This is a genomic window from Streptomyces sp. NPDC101393, from assembly GCF_044767385.1.
In the GTDB taxonomy this organism is placed as follows: domain Bacteria; phylum Actinomycetota; class Actinomycetes; order Streptomycetales; family Streptomycetaceae; genus Streptomyces.
This window is the reverse complement of sequence record NZ_JBIWNU010000003.1, coordinates 137,157-156,268: the sequence shown is the minus strand read 5'-3', so window position 1 is coordinate 156,268 and position 19,112 is coordinate 137,157. Positions and strand designations below refer to the sequence as shown.

The 19,112-nt window shown below is 71.9% G+C and carries 11 protein-coding genes and 1 pseudogene; 3 read left to right on the top strand and 9 right to left on the bottom strand.

Annotated elements, in window-relative coordinates; all coding sequences use genetic code 11:
• The first annotated feature begins 90 nt into the window (after positions 1 to 90).
• Positions 91 to 549 (top strand): DUF1877 family protein, encoded by a 459-nt coding sequence (locus tag ACIRQ7_RS10570; RefSeq protein ID WP_404261537.1) that lies wholly within the window; start codon positions 91 to 93, stop codon positions 547 to 549.
• Positions 550 to 669: 120 nt separating this feature from the next.
• On the opposite strand, the gene ACIRQ7_RS10565 is transcribed toward ACIRQ7_RS10570, so the two are convergent.
• From ACIRQ7_RS10565 to ACIRQ7_RS10535, 7 genes and pseudogenes are all read right to left on the bottom strand, one after another.
• Positions 670 to 2,778, bottom strand: coding sequence for a protein kinase (locus tag ACIRQ7_RS10565; RefSeq protein ID WP_404261535.1), 2,109 nt, complete (start codon positions 2,776 to 2,778; stop codon positions 670 to 672).
• A 33-nt stretch (positions 2,779 to 2,811) separates the two neighbouring features.
• Positions 2,812 to 4,974, bottom strand: coding sequence for a protein kinase (locus ACIRQ7_RS10560; RefSeq protein WP_404261534.1), 2,163 nt, complete (start codon positions 4,972 to 4,974; stop codon positions 2,812 to 2,814).
• A gap of 4 nt (positions 4,975 to 4,978) precedes the next feature.
• On the bottom strand, positions 4,979 to 5,785 hold the full coding sequence (locus ACIRQ7_RS10555; protein WP_404262290.1) for a serine/threonine protein kinase: 807 nt from the start codon (positions 5,783 to 5,785) through the stop codon (positions 4,979 to 4,981).
• 208 nt (positions 5,786 to 5,993) lie between these two features.
• On the bottom strand, positions 5,994 to 6,860 hold the full coding sequence (locus ACIRQ7_RS10550) for a GyrI-like domain-containing protein (RefSeq protein WP_404261532.1): 867 nt from the start codon (positions 6,858 to 6,860) through the stop codon (positions 5,994 to 5,996).
• Between the two features lie 110 nt (positions 6,861 to 6,970).
• Positions 6,971 to 7,171 (bottom strand): ferredoxin, encoded by a 201-nt coding sequence (locus tag ACIRQ7_RS10545; RefSeq protein WP_404262289.1) that lies wholly within the window; start codon positions 7,169 to 7,171, stop codon positions 6,971 to 6,973.
• Between the two features lie 540 nt (positions 7,172 to 7,711).
• A pseudogene (locus ACIRQ7_RS10540) lies at positions 7,712 to 7,792 on the bottom strand (TetR family transcriptional regulator); the annotation flags it as partial.
• Positions 7,793 to 7,851: 59 nt separating this feature from the next.
• Complete coding sequence (locus tag ACIRQ7_RS10535; protein ID WP_404261530.1) at positions 7,852 to 9,072, bottom strand: cytochrome P450; 1,221 nt, start codon at positions 9,070 to 9,072, stop codon at positions 7,852 to 7,854.
• Positions 9,073 to 9,447: 375 nt separating this feature from the next.
• Here ACIRQ7_RS10535 and ACIRQ7_RS10530 point away from each other — a divergent pair, with 375 nt between their 5' ends.
• Entirely contained in the window at positions 9,448 to 10,362 is a 915-nt protein-coding gene (locus ACIRQ7_RS10530) for a helix-turn-helix domain-containing protein (protein ID WP_404262288.1), read from the top strand.
• Positions 10,363 to 10,622: 260 nt separating this feature from the next.
• Here ACIRQ7_RS10530 and ACIRQ7_RS10525 read toward each other — a convergent pair whose 3' ends face one another.
• The gene (locus tag ACIRQ7_RS10525) at positions 10,623 to 10,961 is read right to left on the bottom strand and encodes a hypothetical protein (protein WP_401466006.1); all 339 of its coding nucleotides are present in this window, start codon (positions 10,959 to 10,961) and stop codon (positions 10,623 to 10,625) included.
• A 179-nt stretch (positions 10,962 to 11,140) separates the two neighbouring features.
• Here ACIRQ7_RS10525 and ACIRQ7_RS10520 point away from each other — a divergent pair, with 179 nt between their 5' ends.
• Positions 11,141 to 12,124 (top strand): hypothetical protein, encoded by a 984-nt coding sequence (locus ACIRQ7_RS10520; RefSeq protein ID WP_404261529.1) that lies wholly within the window; start codon positions 11,141 to 11,143, stop codon positions 12,122 to 12,124.
• A 133-nt stretch (positions 12,125 to 12,257) separates the two neighbouring features.
• On the opposite strand, the gene ACIRQ7_RS10515 is transcribed toward ACIRQ7_RS10520, so the two are convergent.
• Complete coding sequence (locus ACIRQ7_RS10515) at positions 12,258 to 19,067, bottom strand: toxin glutamine deamidase domain-containing protein (protein ID WP_404261527.1); 6,810 nt, start codon at positions 19,065 to 19,067, stop codon at positions 12,258 to 12,260.
• Positions 19,068 to 19,112: the final 45 nt, after the last annotated feature.

Sequence of the window (19,112 nt, the reverse complement as noted above, 5' to 3'; positions counted from 1 at the left end):
CGGCCCGGTTGTCAGTGCCGTGTGGAACACTCGCCGTCGCGGTTCGAGCAAGGGACCGAACAGGCCGTGAAACAAGGGGGATTGCTTTCCATGGGCGTGAGCATGGCGTTCATCAGCGCGACGACCGAGGAGCTGGAGAGGGCGGAGAAGGACCCCGGCTGGGCAGATGCGTTCGTCGGCGAGCTGTATGACGGCGACGCCTACGCCAAGCGTCCCCACGACGGTCCGGGCAAGGCGTGGGCCGATCTCCAGTTCCTGCTGGACGGGGCGGACGTGGGGCTCGAGTTCCTGATGGACGGGGACCAGCTCCTGGAGGACGGGACCCTCTTCGCGTGGTCCGCGGAGCAGATCGAGAGCGTGGCACGGGAACTGCAGGCGACTCCGTGGGAGCGGCTGGCGGTCCACTACGACGCGGAGCGGATGAAGCAGCAACGGGGTTACCCGCCCAGCGAGCTGGACTGGCTGGAGGGCCCCTATGAGGAACTGGTCGCCTTCTTCGCCGAGGCGGCCGCGGGCGGATACGGCGCGTTCATGACCTTCAGCTTCTAGGTGTTCCAGGTGTATTGACCTGGGGGCGCCGTGCACGCGGGCGATGAGTGGCCGGCCTGTCATAGGACACGGCGAAGGGGTTGTCGCCGCCATGCCCGCAAGGCAGGGCGGCGGCAGCCCTCAGAACACCGGCAGCGCCACCAGCGTCCCCGAGTTGAGGACGAACAGCCGGTTGCCTTCGCCCGCCGCCGAACGCCCCTGACCACCCGTGAGCGGGTACGTCTGGGCGACGCTGCGGCCGGCCCGCGGGACGCCGCTCACGCCGGTGTCCTGACTCTCCACCACCCATACGCTGCCCGCCTGGACGACCGGCGGCTGCCAGGGCGGGGTCACCCCCGCCACGATCGCCGCGGTGCTCGCCTCCTCGCCGTCCGGGTGGAGAAACCGCAGCGCCTCGCTGTCCAGCGTGCACACCACGCCTCCCGCGACGGTGGGCGGACCCCAGCCGTAGGCCCCCCGCCGCACGGGGCGGAACGGATCGCGGCTCCACAGCTCCTTGCCGTCGCTCGCGCGGATCGCCGCGAGGGTGTGGCCGCCGAGGAAGACGCTGCCGCCGTCGATGGCGGGCGGCAGGGCGGCAGCGGCCTGGCCCTTGCGAACCCACGCCCGCGCGCCGTCGCGGGCGCGCACCGCGACCACGTCCCCCGAGGCGCCGCACACGACCAGGAGTCCCGCGCCGACCGCCGCCACCGGACGTCCGCCGGTCAGCGCCAGGGCAGGACGCCGGGTCCACCGCACCCGAGCATCGGCCGTGGCGACGCAGCGCAGGGCGCCCTCGGATGTCAGCACGTAGACGTGGTCGGCGTCGGCGGCCAACAGGGCGCTCGCCTTCGCCTCGGCGGTCCACCTGGGGGCGCCGGTCGAGGCCACATAGGTGCGCAGCACCCCGTCCGCGTCCGCGGTGGCCACCAGCCGGTCGGCTATCGACAGGTATCCGGCGTCGGCGTGTGCGTCGCCGGCCCGCCACCGCTGCTTGCCGTTCGTGACCCGGTGAGCGGCGATGCCCCCGCCGGCCGCCGCGAACACCACCACGTCCCGCACGGGCAGCGGCGGCGGCGACCCGACGTCGGCCACACCCGGCAACGGGGCCCACAGGGGCTGCGGTGTCCCGGTGTCGGTGCCGAGTGCCGCGGGCCGCAGGGCAGCGGCCGGTGGCACGTCGAACGGATCGGACGGGACGGAGGGCGCGTCGGCACCGGAAAGCCACCACGCCGCGCCACCGCCACCGGCCGCCAGCAGGGTGCCGCCGCCCGCCAGGGCGATCAGCAGGCGCCGACGGCTCGGGCGGGAGCCGTCCGCTCCGGTGGCCGGTTCCCGGCGCGGCGGAGGGCCGGCCCGTTTGGCGTCGCCGATCAGACGCCGGGCCGCGGCCTCCCGTTCCCGGATCTCGTCCGCCAACGGCCCCGTCTTCCACAGCCGTTCGGCGCGGTGAGGAGGCTGGGCGGCGTCGGCGACCTGCGCGGGGAGCGGGCGGGCGGCCGGGTCCTTGGCGAGGCACGGTTCGAGCAGATACCGCAGCGCACCCGGCACCCACTCCAGGTCGGGGGAGCCGTGCACCACCTCGTACAGCACCGCCGCCACTTCCGTACCCGCGTACGCGGGCCGCCCGCCCGCGGCGAACGCGAGGACCGTCCCGAGGGAGAAGACGTCCGCCGCCGGTCCGACGCGCCGCCCCAGCACCTGCTCCGGCGCCCCGTAGCCGGGCGTGACCGGGATCTGGCCGGTCCGGGTGAGCGTCAGGCCGTGTTCGGGGCGGGCGATGCCGAAGTCGATGACCCGCGGGCCGCGCGAGGTCAGCACGACGTTGGACGGCTTGAGGTCGCGGTGGACCAGTCCGGCGGCGTGGATGTCCCGGAGGGTGCAGGCCAGGGAACGCGCCACCTCCCGCAGCAGGGCATCGCCGAACGGCCCGTGCCGCTGCACCGCGTCGTCCAGTGTGGGCCCGGCGAGGAACTCGGTCGCGATCCACGGGCGCCCCGACTCCAGGTCCGCGCCGAGAACCCTGGCCACGCCCTCGCTGGTCACCGCGCGCGCCGTCTGCGCCTCCCGTACGAAGCGCTCCGCGAGGTGCTCGTCGTCCGCCAGCTCGGGCAGCAGCACCTTCACCGCCGCCGGCGTGCCCGCCGCGTCCCGCCCGAAGTACACCTTGCCCATGCCGCCCTCGCCGAGCACCCCGACGACGCGGTACGGGCCGAGGCGGAGCGGGTCTCCGGGGCCGAGCGGTTTCACGTCGGGTGTCTCCTTGGTGGTGGCGGGCGGCGCTCAGGCGAGCGGCAGGGCGAAGGTCGCGCGCTCCTCGCGGACGTACAGGCGGCCACGCCCGTGGTCGGCGGTCAGCACGGTCGCGTCGGTCTCGTACGTCCACACCGCGCGGTGGGTGCGCAGGTCCACGGCGCGCAGCCCCTTGTCATCGAGGCTGTAGACGAACTTCTTGCCGACCACCGGCGGCACATCGCGGTTGAGGTGCCGGCCCCTCAGGTCCTTCTCCAGCCAGTTGATGCTGCCGGTGACGGCGTCGACGGCCACCACCCCGCGGTCGCCCTCGGTGCAGTAGACGACTCCGTCCCGGAGGGCGGGCGCCCCGTACAACCGGGTCTCGCCCGCGCTGCCGCCGACGTCACGCGTGGTGCCGAAGAGCCAGCCGATGCCGCCGTCGGAGAGCTTGCGGGCCCCGAGCGTCTCGTCGCTGAGGTAGACGTGCCGCGTGTCATGGACGAGTCGGGTGGGGGGCGTGCCGGAGTAGGGCTCGGAGAGCGACCAGCGCTTCTTCCCGTCGGCGAGGGCGTGCACCGACAGCCGGAGGAACTCGATGCCCGAATCGGCCCGGCACAGCACCAGAGCGTCGCCGCTGACCGCACCGCAGAGCATCGGTGGTGCGTACTCCTGCGCCGCCGCGTCCACCGGGCTGCGCCAGCGTTCCCGCCCGCCGCGCAGGTCGAGGGCGACGAGGTACCAGCGCTTGCCGGACGAGGCGCGTGCCACCACGTAGGCACGCCCCTTCACCACGCACAGCAGCTGATTGCGGGCCTCGCCGCCGGCGAGGTCCTTGACCTCGACCAGCGGTTTGCCCGGTTGCCCGTCGGTGGGGTCGATCTCGCACACGGCGAGCTCGGCACCCTCGTCGTGCTCGCGCAGCGCGTACACCGTCGTGCCGTCGGAGGCCGACCGCCAGGTGTCGGCCATGTTCGTCTGCCAGGTGCCCTCACCGCTCTCGGGGTTGACGCCGGACAGCACGATGCCCGCCGGGACCGCCAACCCACGCGCCGCCAACAGGACGTCGCCACCGCTGTCCGGGCGGCGCACGGCGAACGTCCACAGCCGGGACGGCGCCTTCGGCTTCTTCGCGACCGTGCCGCCCTTCGCGTCCCGCGCCCCGTCACGGCTGCCGAGCCAGGCCCACACCCCGCCACCCGCCAGACCCGCTCCCGCGAGCGAGCCACCGCCGGCCACCGCCAGCATCCGGCGGCGCGACATACCGGGCCGCACCGGCGCGGCCTCCGGCGGCGCCTCCGGGGGAGGGGGTGCCCGGCGGTCCGGGGGCTGCCGCCACACGTCCTCGCCGCGCCGCACGATCTCCCGCAGCACGGCGTCCGGCAGTACGTCAGCGAAGCGGTGCGGATCCGCCCCCTCGGCGAGCGCCGTGGCCAGCTCGCCGGTCGTCGGGCGCTCAGCCGGGTCCTTGGCCAGGCAGCGGGCGAGCACCGGGACGAGCTCCGGCGGCACCCCGCCGAGATCCGGCTCCGCGTACCGGACGCGGTACAGCAGGTCGGCGGCCTGCCCCGAGCCGAACGGCCCGTGCCCGGACGTGGCGAAGACCAGGACCCCGGCGAGCGCGAAGACATCGCCCGCCGCGCCGTGTTCGAGGCCCGCGGTCTGCTCCGGTGACATGAAGGCAGGAGTCCCCACGGCGCCGCCGGCATGGGTGAGCGGCTCCTCGCCGACCGCTCGGGCGATGCCGAAGTCGATGATCTTCGGGCCCGATGTCGTCAGCATGACGTTGGACGGTTTGAGGTCACGGTGCACCACCTCCGAGCGGTGCAACTGCGCCAGCCCCTCCGCCAGGGCGGCACCCACCACCCGCACGGCGGTCTCCGGCAGAGTGCCGCCGGCCCGCACCGCATCGTCCAGCGGCGGGCCGATCACGTACTCCGTCGCCAGCCAGGGCCGGGGCGCGGACGGGTCGGCGTCGTGGACCGCGGCACCGTGCCGCCCGCCGATCACCCGCGCCGCGTCCGCCTCCAGCTGGAAGCGGGTCCGCAGTGCGGTGTCCGTTGTCAGACGCTGGTGCAGGGTCTTGACGGCCACGGTGCGCCCGCCCGGCGTGCGGGCCAGATAGACCGTGCCCATGCCGCCGCTGCCCAGCCGGGCCAGCAGACGGTAGGGCCCGACGGTGTGCGGGTCGTCGTGGAGCAGAGCGGACAGCATCGGTTCAACGCACCTCTGCGGGAAGTTCCATGGCGAGCGCGCCCGCCGCCTGCTCGGACAGTGCCGCGACGACGCGCCCCGGCAACGACACCGGCTCCGTCCCCGCGGCCTGCGCTCCCCACGCCGCGCCGGGCGCCAACTCTGCCAGCACACGCGCCGGTTCGGGCCGTGCCGCCGCCTCCCGGGACAGACAGGACGCGATCAGCGAACGCAGCGTCGCCGGGATCTCCTCCCGTTCCGGCACGGTGTGCCCGGTCGCCGCGTACGCCAGGACCGCTCCCAGCGCGTGCACGTCACCGGCCGGACCGACCGGGCCGCCGCCGGCCTGCTCGGGCGCCAGGCACGCCGCGTCGAGTCCGGGCAGCCCGGCCCGCGGCGTGCCGTCCGGCGCCGCGGCCCGCGCCGCCCCGAAGCAGCCCAGCAGCGGACCGTACGCGGTGAGCAGCACGGAAGCCGGAGCGATCCCGCCGTGCACCACGCCCAGGACATGAGCCGACGCCAACGCCTCGGCCAGTGCCGCGCCGAGGGCACGCACCGCCTCCTCGGGCAGCGGGCCACCGTGCGCGGCGAGGGCCGAAGGGAGCGGCAGAACGGGACGATACGGCGAGGCGTGCCAGGGAAAGGCCGCGGTGCCACCGACCTGCGCGACCGGCCAGAACCCCGGCTGCGCCAGCCGGCCGGCCCACTGCGCCTCGGCTGCCCACCGGCCCGGGTCGGCGCCCGGAACGGGCAGGCTCACCACAACGGTCCGCGCCCCGTCCGCGCTACGCGCCACATAACGGCGCTCCGGCACCGCACGCACCCCGTTCACCGGGTCCAACCGGGCAAGCGTGACGTACTCCCCGATCCGCGGCGGATCACCCTGCCCCAGCCCCTGCACAGCCGTTCCCCCTCAACACCTGGCGTCGCCGCGTGAGCCTACCGGCGGGCACACAGGCGGCGGGCCCGGGGGTGGCCGCGTGCCGGGACGTCGCGCAACGTCCCGGCACGCGGCGGCACGCAGGCCCCCGGGCCACCGCTCAGAGCGCGGTCCGCTCCACCGGGATCCACAGCTCCGCTTCCGCGGTTTCCGCGTCCTGCGACAGCCGGGTCCGCAGGATCTCGGGCCCCGGCCTGCTCTGGTACGGGTTGGAGGGGAACCACTGCGTGAACACGTCCCGCCACAGATACTGCAGCGTCCGCGGAAACGGTCCGGAGCTCTCGAAGACGGCCCACGTCCCGGCCGGCACGGCGAGCGCGTCCATGTCCGCGGGCACCGCGGCTCCGGTCACCACACCGTGGTAGTAGTCGAGTTCGGTTCCTTCGGCCCGGCTCGCGTCCAGCTGATCGCTCACCGAGATGATCCCCGCCGGCTCCTGATCGGACAGGTCCTCGATGCGGTTCAGCGTTTCCTGCCCGATCCCCCTGATGAAGGCGGCGATGGCCGGGTTCACCCCTTCATGCACGAGCGGCACGCGTGCCTTCCTGCCGACCACGCGGAACGCGTCCTTCTCGACCACCTTGTACCGCATGCTGCTACTCCCTTCGACGATGAGGCGGAAGGACATCCGTGGCTGGGAGTGCAGGCTCGCCCCGACCCGCCTGGCCTCACCGGGACCGACACCGTGCATGCCACGGAACGCCCGCGCGAACGCCTCGCCGGAGCCGTAGCCGTAGCGCACCGCGATCTCCAGCAGCGTCCGGTCCCGGGCCAGCACCTCGGCACCCGCGACCGTCAGCCGCCTGCGCCGGATGTACTCCGACAGCGGGACCCCCGCCAGCGCGGAGAACAGCCGCCGGAAGTGGTACTCCGACGTCACCGCGATCCGCGCCAGGTCGGACACCTCGATCCGCTGATCGAGGTGGCACTCGATGTGCTCCATGGCCTGGTTGAGCCGCTCCAGCACCCCGGTCTCCTTCCCTTTCGACCCTCACCGTAGGAACGGCCCACCCTGCCGGACCCGACATCCGGTGCCCGGTCCGGTCGGGTGCCGCGGACTGGCCGCCGGCTGACCGCTCACGGGTGCTCGCGCAGGCGGATGGCCCCGGCGGGGCACACGGCGGCGGATTCACGGACCGCCGGGTGCTGCTCCTCGGGTGGCCTTGCGTCGAGCAGGATGACGATGCCGTCCTCCTCCCGCTGATCGAACACCTCCGGCGCGATCAGTGCGCACTGCCCGGCGCCGCAGCACCGGTCCTCGTCCACGGTGATCTTCATGAGCCGGTGTTCCTCAGGCGGGTGCGGGGGGGGGGCGCTGACGGGTGCGGTGAGCAGGCCGACGATGGCGTCGGAGAGCGCGTCGGCCGTGCGCTCCCACGACGTGTGCAGCGGCGCACTGCCGTCGGCCAGGGCGCGTTCCCTCTCCGCGCAGGTGTGGGTGATCAGATGGCGGGCCATGTCCCCGCGCTCGGCCCGTACTTGGGCCGAGAGCGTCCGGAGGCAGCGGCCGAGACCGTCGAGGGTCTGCGCCAGCGTCGTCCTGACCAGGGCCTCGTCGGTGACGATCGCGCGCATCATGGGGTCGGTCATGACCTGGACGGCGAAGCGGGCATGCCAGGACGGGACGCCGAGCGAGCCCAGGTATTCCGGGATGGGGCGGACCAGGCAGTCGGCCCAGTCCCGGACGTCCCGGCTGTCGCCGATCGCGTCCAGATAGCGCTGCCTGACCCGGTCGACCGCCTCGCCGTGCTTGATCATGATGGCGCGGACCAGACCGGCCTTGCCGCCGAAGTGGTAGCTGACGGCGGTGACATTGCCCTGCCCCGCCGCCTCGCCGATCTGGCGGTTCGACACGGCGGAGAGCCCGTGCTCGGCGAACAGCCGCTCCGCGGCCGACATGATCGCCTCATGCGTCCCCGCGACGCGATCGGCCCGTGCGGTCTTCCCGTTGCCGCCGCTCACCAGATCACCGGCAGTTCGCGCAGCGGGGTGGTCAGCAGCCCCTCCTGGCGGCGCAGGTCCCCGGGCGCGACACCGAGGTCCAGGGTGGGCAACCGCCGCAGCAGCACGGTGAGTACGGCCTGCAGCTCGGTGCGGGCCAGCGGCTGCCCGAGGCAGGAATGCGCACCGGCACCGAAGGTGAGGTGCGGATTGGGGGTGCGGCCCAGGTCCATGGCGTCCGCCCCCTCCCACGCGCTCTCGTCACGGTTGGCCGCGGCCATGCTGCACACCACGGTGGTGCCGGCAGGCACCGAGCCGCCGGAGAGCTCGGTGTCCTCGTGTACGTAGCGGAGCATCCCGAAGCCGCTGCCGTTCGGGTCGAAGCGGAGCACCTCCTCCACGGCGAGGCGGATCAGCGAGCGATCGGCCAGCAGGCGCTCCCAGCGCCGACGGTCGGACAGCAGGTGCGCCACCATCATGGTGAGGAAGCCCGCGGTGGTCTCGTGCCCGGCGAGCAGCAGCGCCTGCCCGGTGGCCACGAGCCCGGCCTCGGACATCGGCTCGCCCTCGGCGTCGGCGCCCGCCATGAGCAGGCTGAGGAGGTCGTCCCCCGGCTGTGCGCGCTTGCCGGCGATCAGCCCGGACATATACGCGGCGAACTCCCCGTGCGCCGCCTCCGTCTCGGCACGTGTGTACCGGGTCGTGTTCAAGAACATGTCGGACCAGCCCTTGAACCTGTCCCGGTCGCTCTGCGGCACACCGAGCATGGTGCAGATCACGAACACCGGAAGGGGAAAGGCCAGCTGGGTCACCAGGTCCGCCGGCCGGCCGTGTTCCTGCATCTCGTCGATGAGTTGGCCGGCCATGGCCTCCATGGCCGGCCGCAGCGCCTTCATCCGCTTGGCCGTGAACCACTTGCCGACCATGCGCCGCCACCGCTCGTGGCCCTCGTCATTGAGCGCCTTGGCCATCGGGCTGCTGAAGATGCCCTCCGAGTCCCCGGCGGCCACGCGCGCGGCGTCGGGTGAGGCCAGCCCTTCACGACTCAGACGCGGGTCGGACAGCGCCTTCTTCACGTCGGCGTAGCGCGTCAGCAGCGCGGCCTCGTCACCGCTCGGCAGCGTCACCCGCGCCACCGGACACTGCTGCCGCAGCTGAGCCCACTGCTCGGGTGGCTCCAGCGCCGCCGGAGGGGCGAGGGGATAGCTCAACGACTCCGTGTCCTGAACATCGGTCACTGGCGGGCCTCCACGGCTCAGCGGTGCGTGCTGGTGAACCCGAGTCAATCCCACCCCATTTCGTAAGTCAATCAACTGAATTAAATTCTCACCGGGGGTACGCGACGATGCCGGGCCGCTCCGGGCCCCCGGAGATGCCCGCCGGGGCATGGGCACACTGAGGGCGCCCTGACAGCGAACCGGCCTGCCGGCACGCGCGTTTCCTACCGGCGGCGCTTCCGGTCGGGACGCTTCCCGGCCAAACGAACATCGGCTGCCGACCTGGCTCGCCACCGTGTGGCCTTCCTGCTCCCGCTCTCCCTGACCCACCTGGGTCTCGGCTGGTCCATGGCCTTCATGGCCGCCGTCTCGCTGGTCGGCGGGATCACCGGCCTGATGTGGGCCCCCGAGACCACCACCGTGACCCGCACCGCACCTTTGAACGAGCTGGGCGAGTTTCTCAAGCAGCGGCGCTCCGAGCTCAGCCCCCGCACGGTGGGCCTGCCGGAGTCCGCCGGCCCGCGGCGGGTCAAGGGCCTGCGCCGCGAGGAGCTCGCCCAGCTCGCCGCCATCAGCACCGACTACTGCACCCGCGTGGAACAGGGCCGCATTCAGGCATCCACCCCGGTCCTGGCCACCGTGGCCCAGGTACTCCACTTGGACGACGACCAGCGCGACTGCTTGTTCCAACTCGCCGGAAAGAGCACGGCCCGCCCGCGGCGACGCCCCGTGCAGAGGGTGCAACCGCAGCTGCAGCGCCTGCTCGACGAACTGACCTCGACCCCGGCCATTGTCATGGGCCGCCGGATGGACATTCTCGCCTGGAATTCACTCGCGTCCGCACTCGTCACAAATTTCGCGGAGATCCCGGAAAAGAAGCGAAACTACACCCGGATTCTTTTCTCCGATCCGGCGATGCGCACCCTGGATGCCGACTGGGAGGGCGTGGCCCGCACGGCCGTGGCCCAGTTGCGCATGGAAGCGGCCGAATACCCGGACGGCATGCGCTTCAGCGCCCTCGTCGGCGAACTGTCCGTGCCGGACCCGCACTTCCGTAAGTGGTGGGCCGCCCACCACGTCTCGTCCCTCATGGTCGGCACCAAGACCGTCAAACACCCCGTTGCCGGCGAATTCGTCCTCGACTGGGACACGCTCACCGCCAGCACCGACGCCGACCAGCAGCTGGTCGTCCGGACCGCGGAGGTCGGCACCCGCACCCACGACGGCCTGCGCCTCCTCGCCTCCTGGGCGGCCGACCAGGACCTGCCCGCGTTCCAGCACGGCCTGCTGACCAGGGGCAGCAAACGGTGAAGGAAGGGGCCGGTGAGTCGGGATGAGACCGGAAGAGCCGTGAAGAGGGCCCGGAAGAGCACCGTTCCCCTCAGGGGGCTCAACTAGGGGCTCAACCAGGGGCTCAACTTGGGGGCGTCTGGGACGTCCCCCGGCCGCCGCACGACGTACGCGGCCGGCCGGTGTCCGCAAGGGCGCCTCCGGGCCCGGCCCTCGCCGCCCAAGCCTCCCGGCGCTCCGCCGTACCTGAGGGGGGCCGGGCTACGTCTCTGCGCTCTGCGCTACGCCTCCGGTGCGGCCGTCGGACCGTTCTGCTTGCGGTAGAGGGCGATGGCCTGGTCCGGAGGGTAGTTGGGGAGGGTCGAGATCTGGCCGGTGTCCTTGGCCACCACGAACGAACTCCCGCCCGGCGGTGCCGGAACCGGCCTGCCCTGCTTGTCGACGGGCTTGGCGAACACCGCATACACCAAATATCCCAGGTCGAATTCCCGGACCTGCAACGGCGCGGGAGTGCCATCGGCGGAATGCGGCTGACCGAATGCGCCGCGGACCAGTTCCAGCGCCTCTTCGGGGCTCGCCGGCACATTCTGGGGGTTCGCCGGAGAGTTTTCCGAACTCATGGGAGCTCCTTCATTTCACGTCGATGCGCGGATGCGGCAGGGGAATCGGTAGACGGAAGACGGCGGAAAGCGGCGCCCTTCCCACCACGGCGCGGAGCGTGCCGCTGCCACGTTCCGACCGTACTGCACCGACGGATCGGGTGGGACTTCGGACTTTTCCGTCGTCTAGGGTCGCTCACATGACTGAGGACATCGCCGCGCTGGTGCGTCAACTGGCTGCCACGGAACGGGCCGACCGCCGGGAAGCGTCGGAAAGGCTGGTCGCCCTCGGGGCGCCGGCCGTCGGCCATCTGCTGCCCCTGTTGCGGGAGCCGATCGGGACGGCCCGCTCGGCCGCCGAGTCCTGCGTCGAGCGGCTTGGCGAGCCCGGTCTGGCAGCCCTGCGGAAGGTACGCGTCGAAGGCCCCGGGCAGTTCCGCGCGACGGCGCTGCGCGTGCTCGCGGACACCGGCGGCGCCGACGCCCTGAGCCCCGCCGACCGGGCGGCCGTGGAGCGGCTGGTTCGGGTCAAGCTGCCCGACGAGGCACCCGACGATCTTCCGATCCACGCCTGGATCGCGGTGCCGGGAGCGGACGTCACGGCGATCCTCGCCGCCCTGGAACTGCACGACGCGCGGCCCGTGACGACCGCCATGGGCGTCTCCGCCGCCGTCGACCATGAGAACTCCCTCACCGAGGAAGCCTCCGACGGCAGCGAGACCACGGCGTACCGCGTCTTCATCAGCCCGGAATTCGAGGGCTGGCGACTCCTTTACGGCACGGACTACGTCAATGAGAACTGGGCGCAGGCCGTCGAGAAGCTCAGCACGCATTGCCGGGAAGCTCACTTCTACGTCGTGGACGAATACAACGGGTCGTGGGTGTGGTCGGTCTGGGAGAACGGGCGGGTCACCCGCGGCTACAGCACCTACGGAGACCCCCAATGGGAGGGCGAGCCGCTGGAGTTCGAGCGGGACCTGGTGCTCGACGAGGACGACGAGATGTACGACCCGGAGGAGGCGGAGGCCTACGCCGATGGTGTCCGTGACCCGGAGGAGGTGGCGTCGGCCCTCTCCATCCAGCCGACGACCGTCGCGGTGCTGGACAAAGTGGGACACGGGTGGCTGGCTGTGACGGACCCGGACGTCGGCCACGGGCGGTTCCGGGGCGCGCTCCCCGTCTGACGACGGCACACCGGCCCCGGCGGCGCCGCCACGGTCACCGGGGCGCGGCGTCTCCACCCCGGAACGCGCGGTGACCCGGTGGTGCCGCCCCCGAGGACGGCACCACCGGCACGACCGCATCATCCCCTGCCGGTCACAGAAGGCTCGGCTGCATCTTCTGCCACGTCCGGTCCAGATTCGCCATGTGCCGGTCCATCTCCGCGACCATCGCGTGCTTCTTGTCCGACGTGGTCTCGTCCTTGCGCTTCTTGTATTCGGAGTCGAGCCGCTTGCCGAGCTCCTTGCGCGCCTCGGCGTCGCTCAGAGCGCTCACGTCACCCTTGTAATGGCGGGCCTCCAGAGCGGCCCGGACATCGTCCGCGGACTTGCCCTTGAATGCCTTCTTCTCGGCGGCCTTCTCCCTGTCGATGGCCTTCTTCGCGGCGACGTCCTCGGGGTCGGTCCGGTACGTGGTGCTGTAGTAGACCTTCGAGTCCGCGGTGTTCCCGAACACCTTGTCCTGCAGGACCTTGGAGCACCTCGCGTGCCCCCCGCCCTCACCGCACGGCTCACGTTCGGTATAGACGGCCTTCGGCGTGTACTTCGTGTCGCCCTTGTTGACCCGGTCCATCCAGTCCGCGAGGTGCTTCTCGGAATGCCGGGGCGTCAGCCCCTTCGGGCCTGCGGGCACCGACGAGTCGGTGACGTAGTGCGTCTCGCGCTCCGGAGGCGGCCCCTCGACCTCGATCACGGCGTAGTTGCGATCGGTGAAGTCCGGGGTGTTGCTGCGCAGACTGTCGGGGACCTGCGCGGTGGACTTCGGTCCGCCGATCTTGGCATCGCCGGACTTCTGGTGGGCCGCCACACCGACGGACCCGGTGGAGTTCTTGGCGACACTGTCCTTCGTGCCGTCCGCCGCCGGGCCTTCACCCGGCTTCCGGTAGGGGTGATCGATGCTCTCCGGGTTCTTGCCCACACCGTGCTGATCGTGGAACCCGACGCTGAGCCGTGCCATGGCGGTGACGACCGCGAGCTTCTCGCCGCGCTCCAACTTGTCGAAGCCGGGCAGCCGTTGCTTCAGGTCGCTGTCGGTGAAGGCTCGCGGGCCCTGTCCCGCGTGGGCCGGGTCCTTGGAGTGACCGGTGGATTCCCGCAGGGTGTTGGCCAGACTTCCGTCGTCCGCCCAACGGTCCAGATGCGCCTGCACGTTGCTGAGCGGAACGCGGTGCACATCCACGCGGTCACGGAGATCGCCCTGCACCCGGTCCGGCGGCAGCCCGTATTCCTTGGAGTCCCGCGACTCCGCATCGAGGGTGCGGTCGCCGTCCTTCTCCTGCTCTGACGTGTCGCTGTCGCCCCGGTCCTGCGGATCGGAGTAGGGCTTCTGGTCATGGTCGACATCCATCGCGTCGTCGTCCGCCTTGGGCGGCGTGGACGAGGAGGACGAGGACGGATTGTTGAGGTTCAGCGCGGCGAGGCGCTCGTGGTCCGGCTCGTTACGGGGCTTCTTGGGCGGAGCACTGGGGCCGGCCTGCTGTGTGGTGTCCGCCGGCGCGTCGTCGAGCTTCCGCTTCTTTCCTCCCGGAGCGTCCGGTGTCGGACGCCCGGGGCGAGTGTCGGACGACGATGCGGCGGGCCGGCTGTCCGGCCTGCCGCCCCCGGGAGTGGACGTGTCGGGACGAGCCGGAGCGGGACGGGCGGCGTCGGGAGCCGCGGTGTCGGGGCGGGCCGACGGCGGCGTGTTCTGGCCCGTGGTGTCGGGACCACCGTCGCGCTGCTGTGCGTTGTTGCCCTGATCCCGCGTACCGCCATCAGGACCGCGTCCCTGATCGCCCGTACCGGAATGCGGCAGCCCACCGGGCGGCCCGGACGGAGCCGGGTCGGAATCCAGCGAGGTGGACGGCTTCCCGCTCGGGTCACCCTTGTCGGCGCCTGTGTTCGTATCCGCGCCTGTGCCCGTGTTCGGGCCCGTGTCCGCCTCCGGGCTGCTATGGCCTTCGGGGGTGGAACTCTGATCGGGGGTGGGGCTTTGGTTCGGGGTGGAATTCTGGTCCGGGGTGGAGGCTTGATCCGGGGTGGGGTGAGCGTCCGGGGTGGGGTCCTGTCCGTGTCCGGCGGAGCTGTCGGCGGCGGCATCGGGCGTGGGGTCGGCGGAGGTGCCGTCACCCTTGGACTCACTCGGGGAGTCGTTCGCGGAGTCGGGCGCGGCGTCGGCTGTGGAATCACCCGGGGAGTTGCTGGAGGAATTGCCGGTGGAGTCCGCCGGGGCGCCGTCGGGCTTGCCGTTGTCCGGCCCGGTGTCGGGACCGTTGTCCGGCTTGTTGTCCGGCTTGTTGTCCGGACGGCCTTCCGGCTGAGCGTTGTCGGCACGGCCTTCGTCCGGCTTGCCATCGGCCGACGGTGCGGACGGATCGTGAGCGTCCGAGGTCGCCTCCGGGCCGCCATGGGAGGGGTCGCCCTGCGCGTTCTGCTCGGGCTGGTCGCTCTGGTCGCTCTGGTCGGTCGGGTCGTTCTGGTCGTGATCTGAGTACTGCGAGGCGTCGTCCGGGGCGTCGCCGGACTGATGTGAATCGTCGGAGTATTCCGACGCGTCGTCCGGGGCGTCCCCGAACTGATCTGAATCGTCCGAGTACTGCGACGCGTCGTCCTGGGAGTTGTCCGACCCGTCGGCGTCGGACGCGCTGTCCTGAGGCGGGTACAGCGGGTTCCGGTCGGCGTCCATCGGGATGTAGAAGACGTGGTCGGCGCCTTCGGTGTTGATGGGCTGGTCGCTCACCTCACCGCTCTGGGTGTCCACCCAGACGACCTTGCCGTTGTGGTTGACGGCGTTGAAGGCGTGACCACCACCGTCCGCCCAGTTGACCTGGACGATCGCGGAGGATCCGGGGCCCGCGTTGAGGAGGTCCTGCGCGATCGCGGCGTGACCGTCGGGGCTGGTGCCCGCATACGTGTGCGGAGCACCCGACCAGTCGATGATGTTCTCGTTGGCCGCGTTCTCCGGCGTCCAGCGGTCCAGACTGCCGTCCGGGTTGAGGTCATGCGTACGCGGTGCGGAGACCTGCGGGTTGCCGTACCACGTTTCGAGGAACGAACGGCTGCAGTCTGCACAGTTGTTGGAACGGCCTGGCTCGTTCGAGCCGCCGTCGTTCTGCAACTGCGCCCAGCCCTCGTTCGGGTCGGGGAACCTCTGGGGCGAGCCGTCGTCGTTCCGTGGGACGGCGTTCTCGAGGGCCTGCTGGTCGGCGGGGTCGGGCGGCAGCAGGCCGCCGGGCGCGTCCTGGATCCCGGACCGTACCTCGTCGAGACTCGGGCGGTTGTCCTCCGCCGCGGCGCCGTCCTCCGAGTGCGTGTCGGAATCGCCGTCAGGGTCAGCGTCCGGGTCGGCATCCGGGTCGGGATCCGGGGTCGAGTCGTCGGAAGTCGTGTCGGCATCCGCGTCCGCGTCCGCGTTCGAGTCCGTGTCCGCGTCCGGAGAGTCGGACTTATCGGGCCCATCCGACCCATCCGACCCATCGGGTTCATCGGAAGGGGGACCGTCGGACGGAGGGTTGTCCTGCTGGTCCTTCTGATCCGACGCCTGGTCCGACTGGTCCGGCTGATTCTCGTCCGCGTGGGGCTTGTCGGAGTCCGGATCGCCGGTGTCCTGCTGCTGATCCGGGGAGTGGTCGTCCGGCGTCTGGTCCTTGTCCGGCGCGGTGTCGTCCTGGTCCGGGGACTGGTCCTTGGCCGCATCCGGTGTCTGATCCGGGTCCGGCGTCTGGGCGGAATCGGGAGAGCCGTCCGAATCGGGAGAGGGGTCCGGGGTGTTCTGCTCCGGAGCGCTCTGCTCCGGCGTGGACTCGTCCGGCGCATTCTGCTCTGGCGTGGACTGGTCCGGCGCATTCTGCTCTGGCGTGGACTGGTCCGGCGCATTCTGCTCTGGCGTGGACTGGTCCGGCGCGGACTGCTCCGGTGTGGACTGGTTCGGTGTTGCCTGTTCCGTCGTGCCGTGGTCCTGGACGTTCTGTTCTGGAGCGGCCTGGTGGGGAGTGTTCTGCTCCGGCGACGGCGACGGCGACGGCGACGTGGTCTGGTGGGGGGTGTTGTGGTCCGGCGCGTCGGCCCCGGGAGGCGCCTGGCGGGGAGGCGCTTCGCCGCTCGGCTGGTTGCCGCGTTGCGGGTCAACACGCGGATCAACACGCGGCTGGTCGTTGCGCGGCCGGTCGGCACGGGGCTGGTCGGGGCGGGACTGATCGGGCTGCGGGCCCCGGGGACGGGGAGTGGACGGCCGGCCGCTGTCGGCGGGGCGCTGGTAACCCTGCGGCGCCGTACGGGGATCGCGACCGGGAGTGCCGGGAGTACCGCGCGGCGGGGCGCTGTTGCCGGACGGCGTGGTGCGCGGCGGTGCCGACGGTGCGCCGGCCGGTGCGGCAGGCGCGGCCATGTGCGGGGCGCCGCCCATCGGTGCGCCGGCCTGTGGGCCCGAGGCACCGGATGAGGTGGACGGCGTGGACGGGTCGCCGCCGCCCTGCTGAGCGGTGTGCGGAATGCCGGTCGGGGGCGGGGCGACTGCGGTCGCGCTCTCCGTCTCCATGGTGACGGGTCCGTCACCGTCCGCCGGGTGGGGGATGTGCTGCCCCGTGTTGCCGTTCGACGACGAAGACGAGGAACTCGCCCCGGCCGTATGCGGCATGCCGCCTGTCGGCATGCCGGCCCGGCCTCCACCGCTGGTGGAGCCGTCGTTGCTGTTGTGGTCGCCGCTGTGGTCGCCCTGCGGTGCGGGGGGCGAGGAATCCGCCCCCGGTGCCGGGGCCTGGTCCGGTGCGGGCGAGGACGGCGAAGAGTTCGTGCCCGGCTGCTGGCCACCCGGATCGGGCGACGACGAAGAGGGCGAACCTTCGGGAGACGACGGCGAGGGCGAACCTTCGGGCGACGACTGGTGGGGCACCTGATGCGTGCCCGGACCCGAGTTATCGGGCGTACTGTGCTGCGCTCCGTCGCCAGGCGTGCCGTCGGCGTGCGCGGGCTGCGGCGACGGTGTGGGGCCACCCTCGTGCGTACCGGAGTCCGGGGACGGTGCGGAGTCCCCATGGGCCGACGGCTGATCCGGCCGCGAACCCCCTTCCGGGGACGGCGATCCGTCCGGGGTGTTCGCCTCGGGAGTGGGCCGGTCCGCGGACGGGTCCGAGTTCGGCCGGCCGTCCGGGGTGTTCGTCGCGTCAGGATGCGACTGGCTGTCCGGGCCACTTGCCGTGTCGGGGTGTGCGCCCGAATCGGCGGACGGCCCTTGAGGGGTGTCCGTCTGCGCGTGTACCCCTGGCTCCGGGGACGACGGCCCGTCGGGCCGGGAACCGGAGTCCGGAGAGGGAGACGCATCGGGCCGGGAACCGGAGTCCGGGGAAGGAGAGCCGTCCGGCTGGGCACCTGGGTCCGGGGATCCGGCCGCGTCGGGCCGGGGCCCCGCGTCAGCGGAGTGGCCCGAACCGGAATCGGTCGACGAACCGGAATCGGTTGACGAACCGGAATCGGTCGACGGACCGGAATCGGCCGTCGAACCGGAACCACCCGCAGGACCGGTCTCAGGAGACGGTCCCGCATCGGGGGACGGGTTCGAGTCGGGGGCAGCGGAATCCGGGGCGGACGCCGGCCCGGAAGAGGAGGGCGTGCCGTCAGGCGAGGAGGGCGCGGAGCCGTCGGCGCCCGACGGCGAATCGTGGTACCCGGCGTCGAACGGCGTCAGCTGGTTCGGGGGCGGGGAATCGGCATGCGACGGTCCGGAGGGGCTGCCGGCCGGAGCGTTTCCCTCGCTGGAGCCGCCGGCCGGGGATCCCGAGTCGCCGCCGGTGGACGAATCGGGCGCACCGCCCGCGGAGTTCGTCGAGGGCCCGGCACCGCCGTCAGATCCACCGCCGCTGTGGGAGGGGCCGCCGCCGCTCCCCGCGCTCGTGGTCGACGTACCGCCGTTCCCGCCGCCTGTCGAACCCGTCGAGCCACCGGGGCCGGACGAGGACCCGCTCGAATCCGATCCGCTCGAATCCGATCCGCTTGAATCCGATCCGCTTGAATCGGAGCTGCCCGAGGGGGACCCGCCCGAGGGCGAGCCGGTGGAGTCGGAACCCGATGACGAGGACGAGCCACCCGCCGACGAGCCGGAAGGCGAGCTGCCACCCGCGGATTCGCTGGTGCTGCCGGACGCGCCGCTCCTGTCGGATCCGCCGTCGGAGTCTCCCCCCGAGTTGTGCCCGGCCGCCGACTCCATGCCATTACGGGCATGGTGCCCGGCCTTCGCGCCGGCGCCGTCCCGCAGCGACTCGGCGAACGTCTGGCCCGAGTTCTCCAGGGCGTTGACGCCCTCTTCCGCGCCCTTCTTGACGGTGCGGCCTGCGTCGAAACCGTTCTGGGCGTCGAAGCTCATGTTCACGGACTGCGCGATGACATCCGAGATCATGGCCTGCAGCGCGGAGACGGCGGGCTCCTTGACCGTCTCCAGGATCGCGTCGAGGACCTGCTGCGCGGCCTCCTTGATGATCTTCCGCACGATCGCACGGGTGGCCACCGTCGCCGCGGCCGCGCCGACTTCGGACAGTCCGAAGGTGAACGGTGCCGCCGCTTGAGCCGCGATGATTTCCGCCGCAAGGATCGCCAGCTGGGCGATCACCGCCACTTTCATCCCGATGACGAGTCCGGCAGCCGCGTCCAGAGCGATGGCGATGGCGTTCGCGGCACTGCGCGCGTCGGCGAAGTAGCCCGATCCCCCCGCGAACTTGTCCCAGGTGGTGGAGAACCCGTCGATGGAGTCACCGGAGTTCTGCGACATCACGTTGCCTGCCGCCACGACCCCCTCGTGCTGGAGTTCCTCCAGCGAGGTCGCGAAATCGCGCCACTGCTGGGCGGACTCCATCAACTTGTCCTCGTCAGCTGTGGGCCAGTTGAACCCCAGCATTTCAAGGACCCACTCAAGTGCGTCCGGCAGCATCAACGACATGGCTGCGCTCTCCTGTGCTGGCCGATTTTCACGTGCGGATCATGG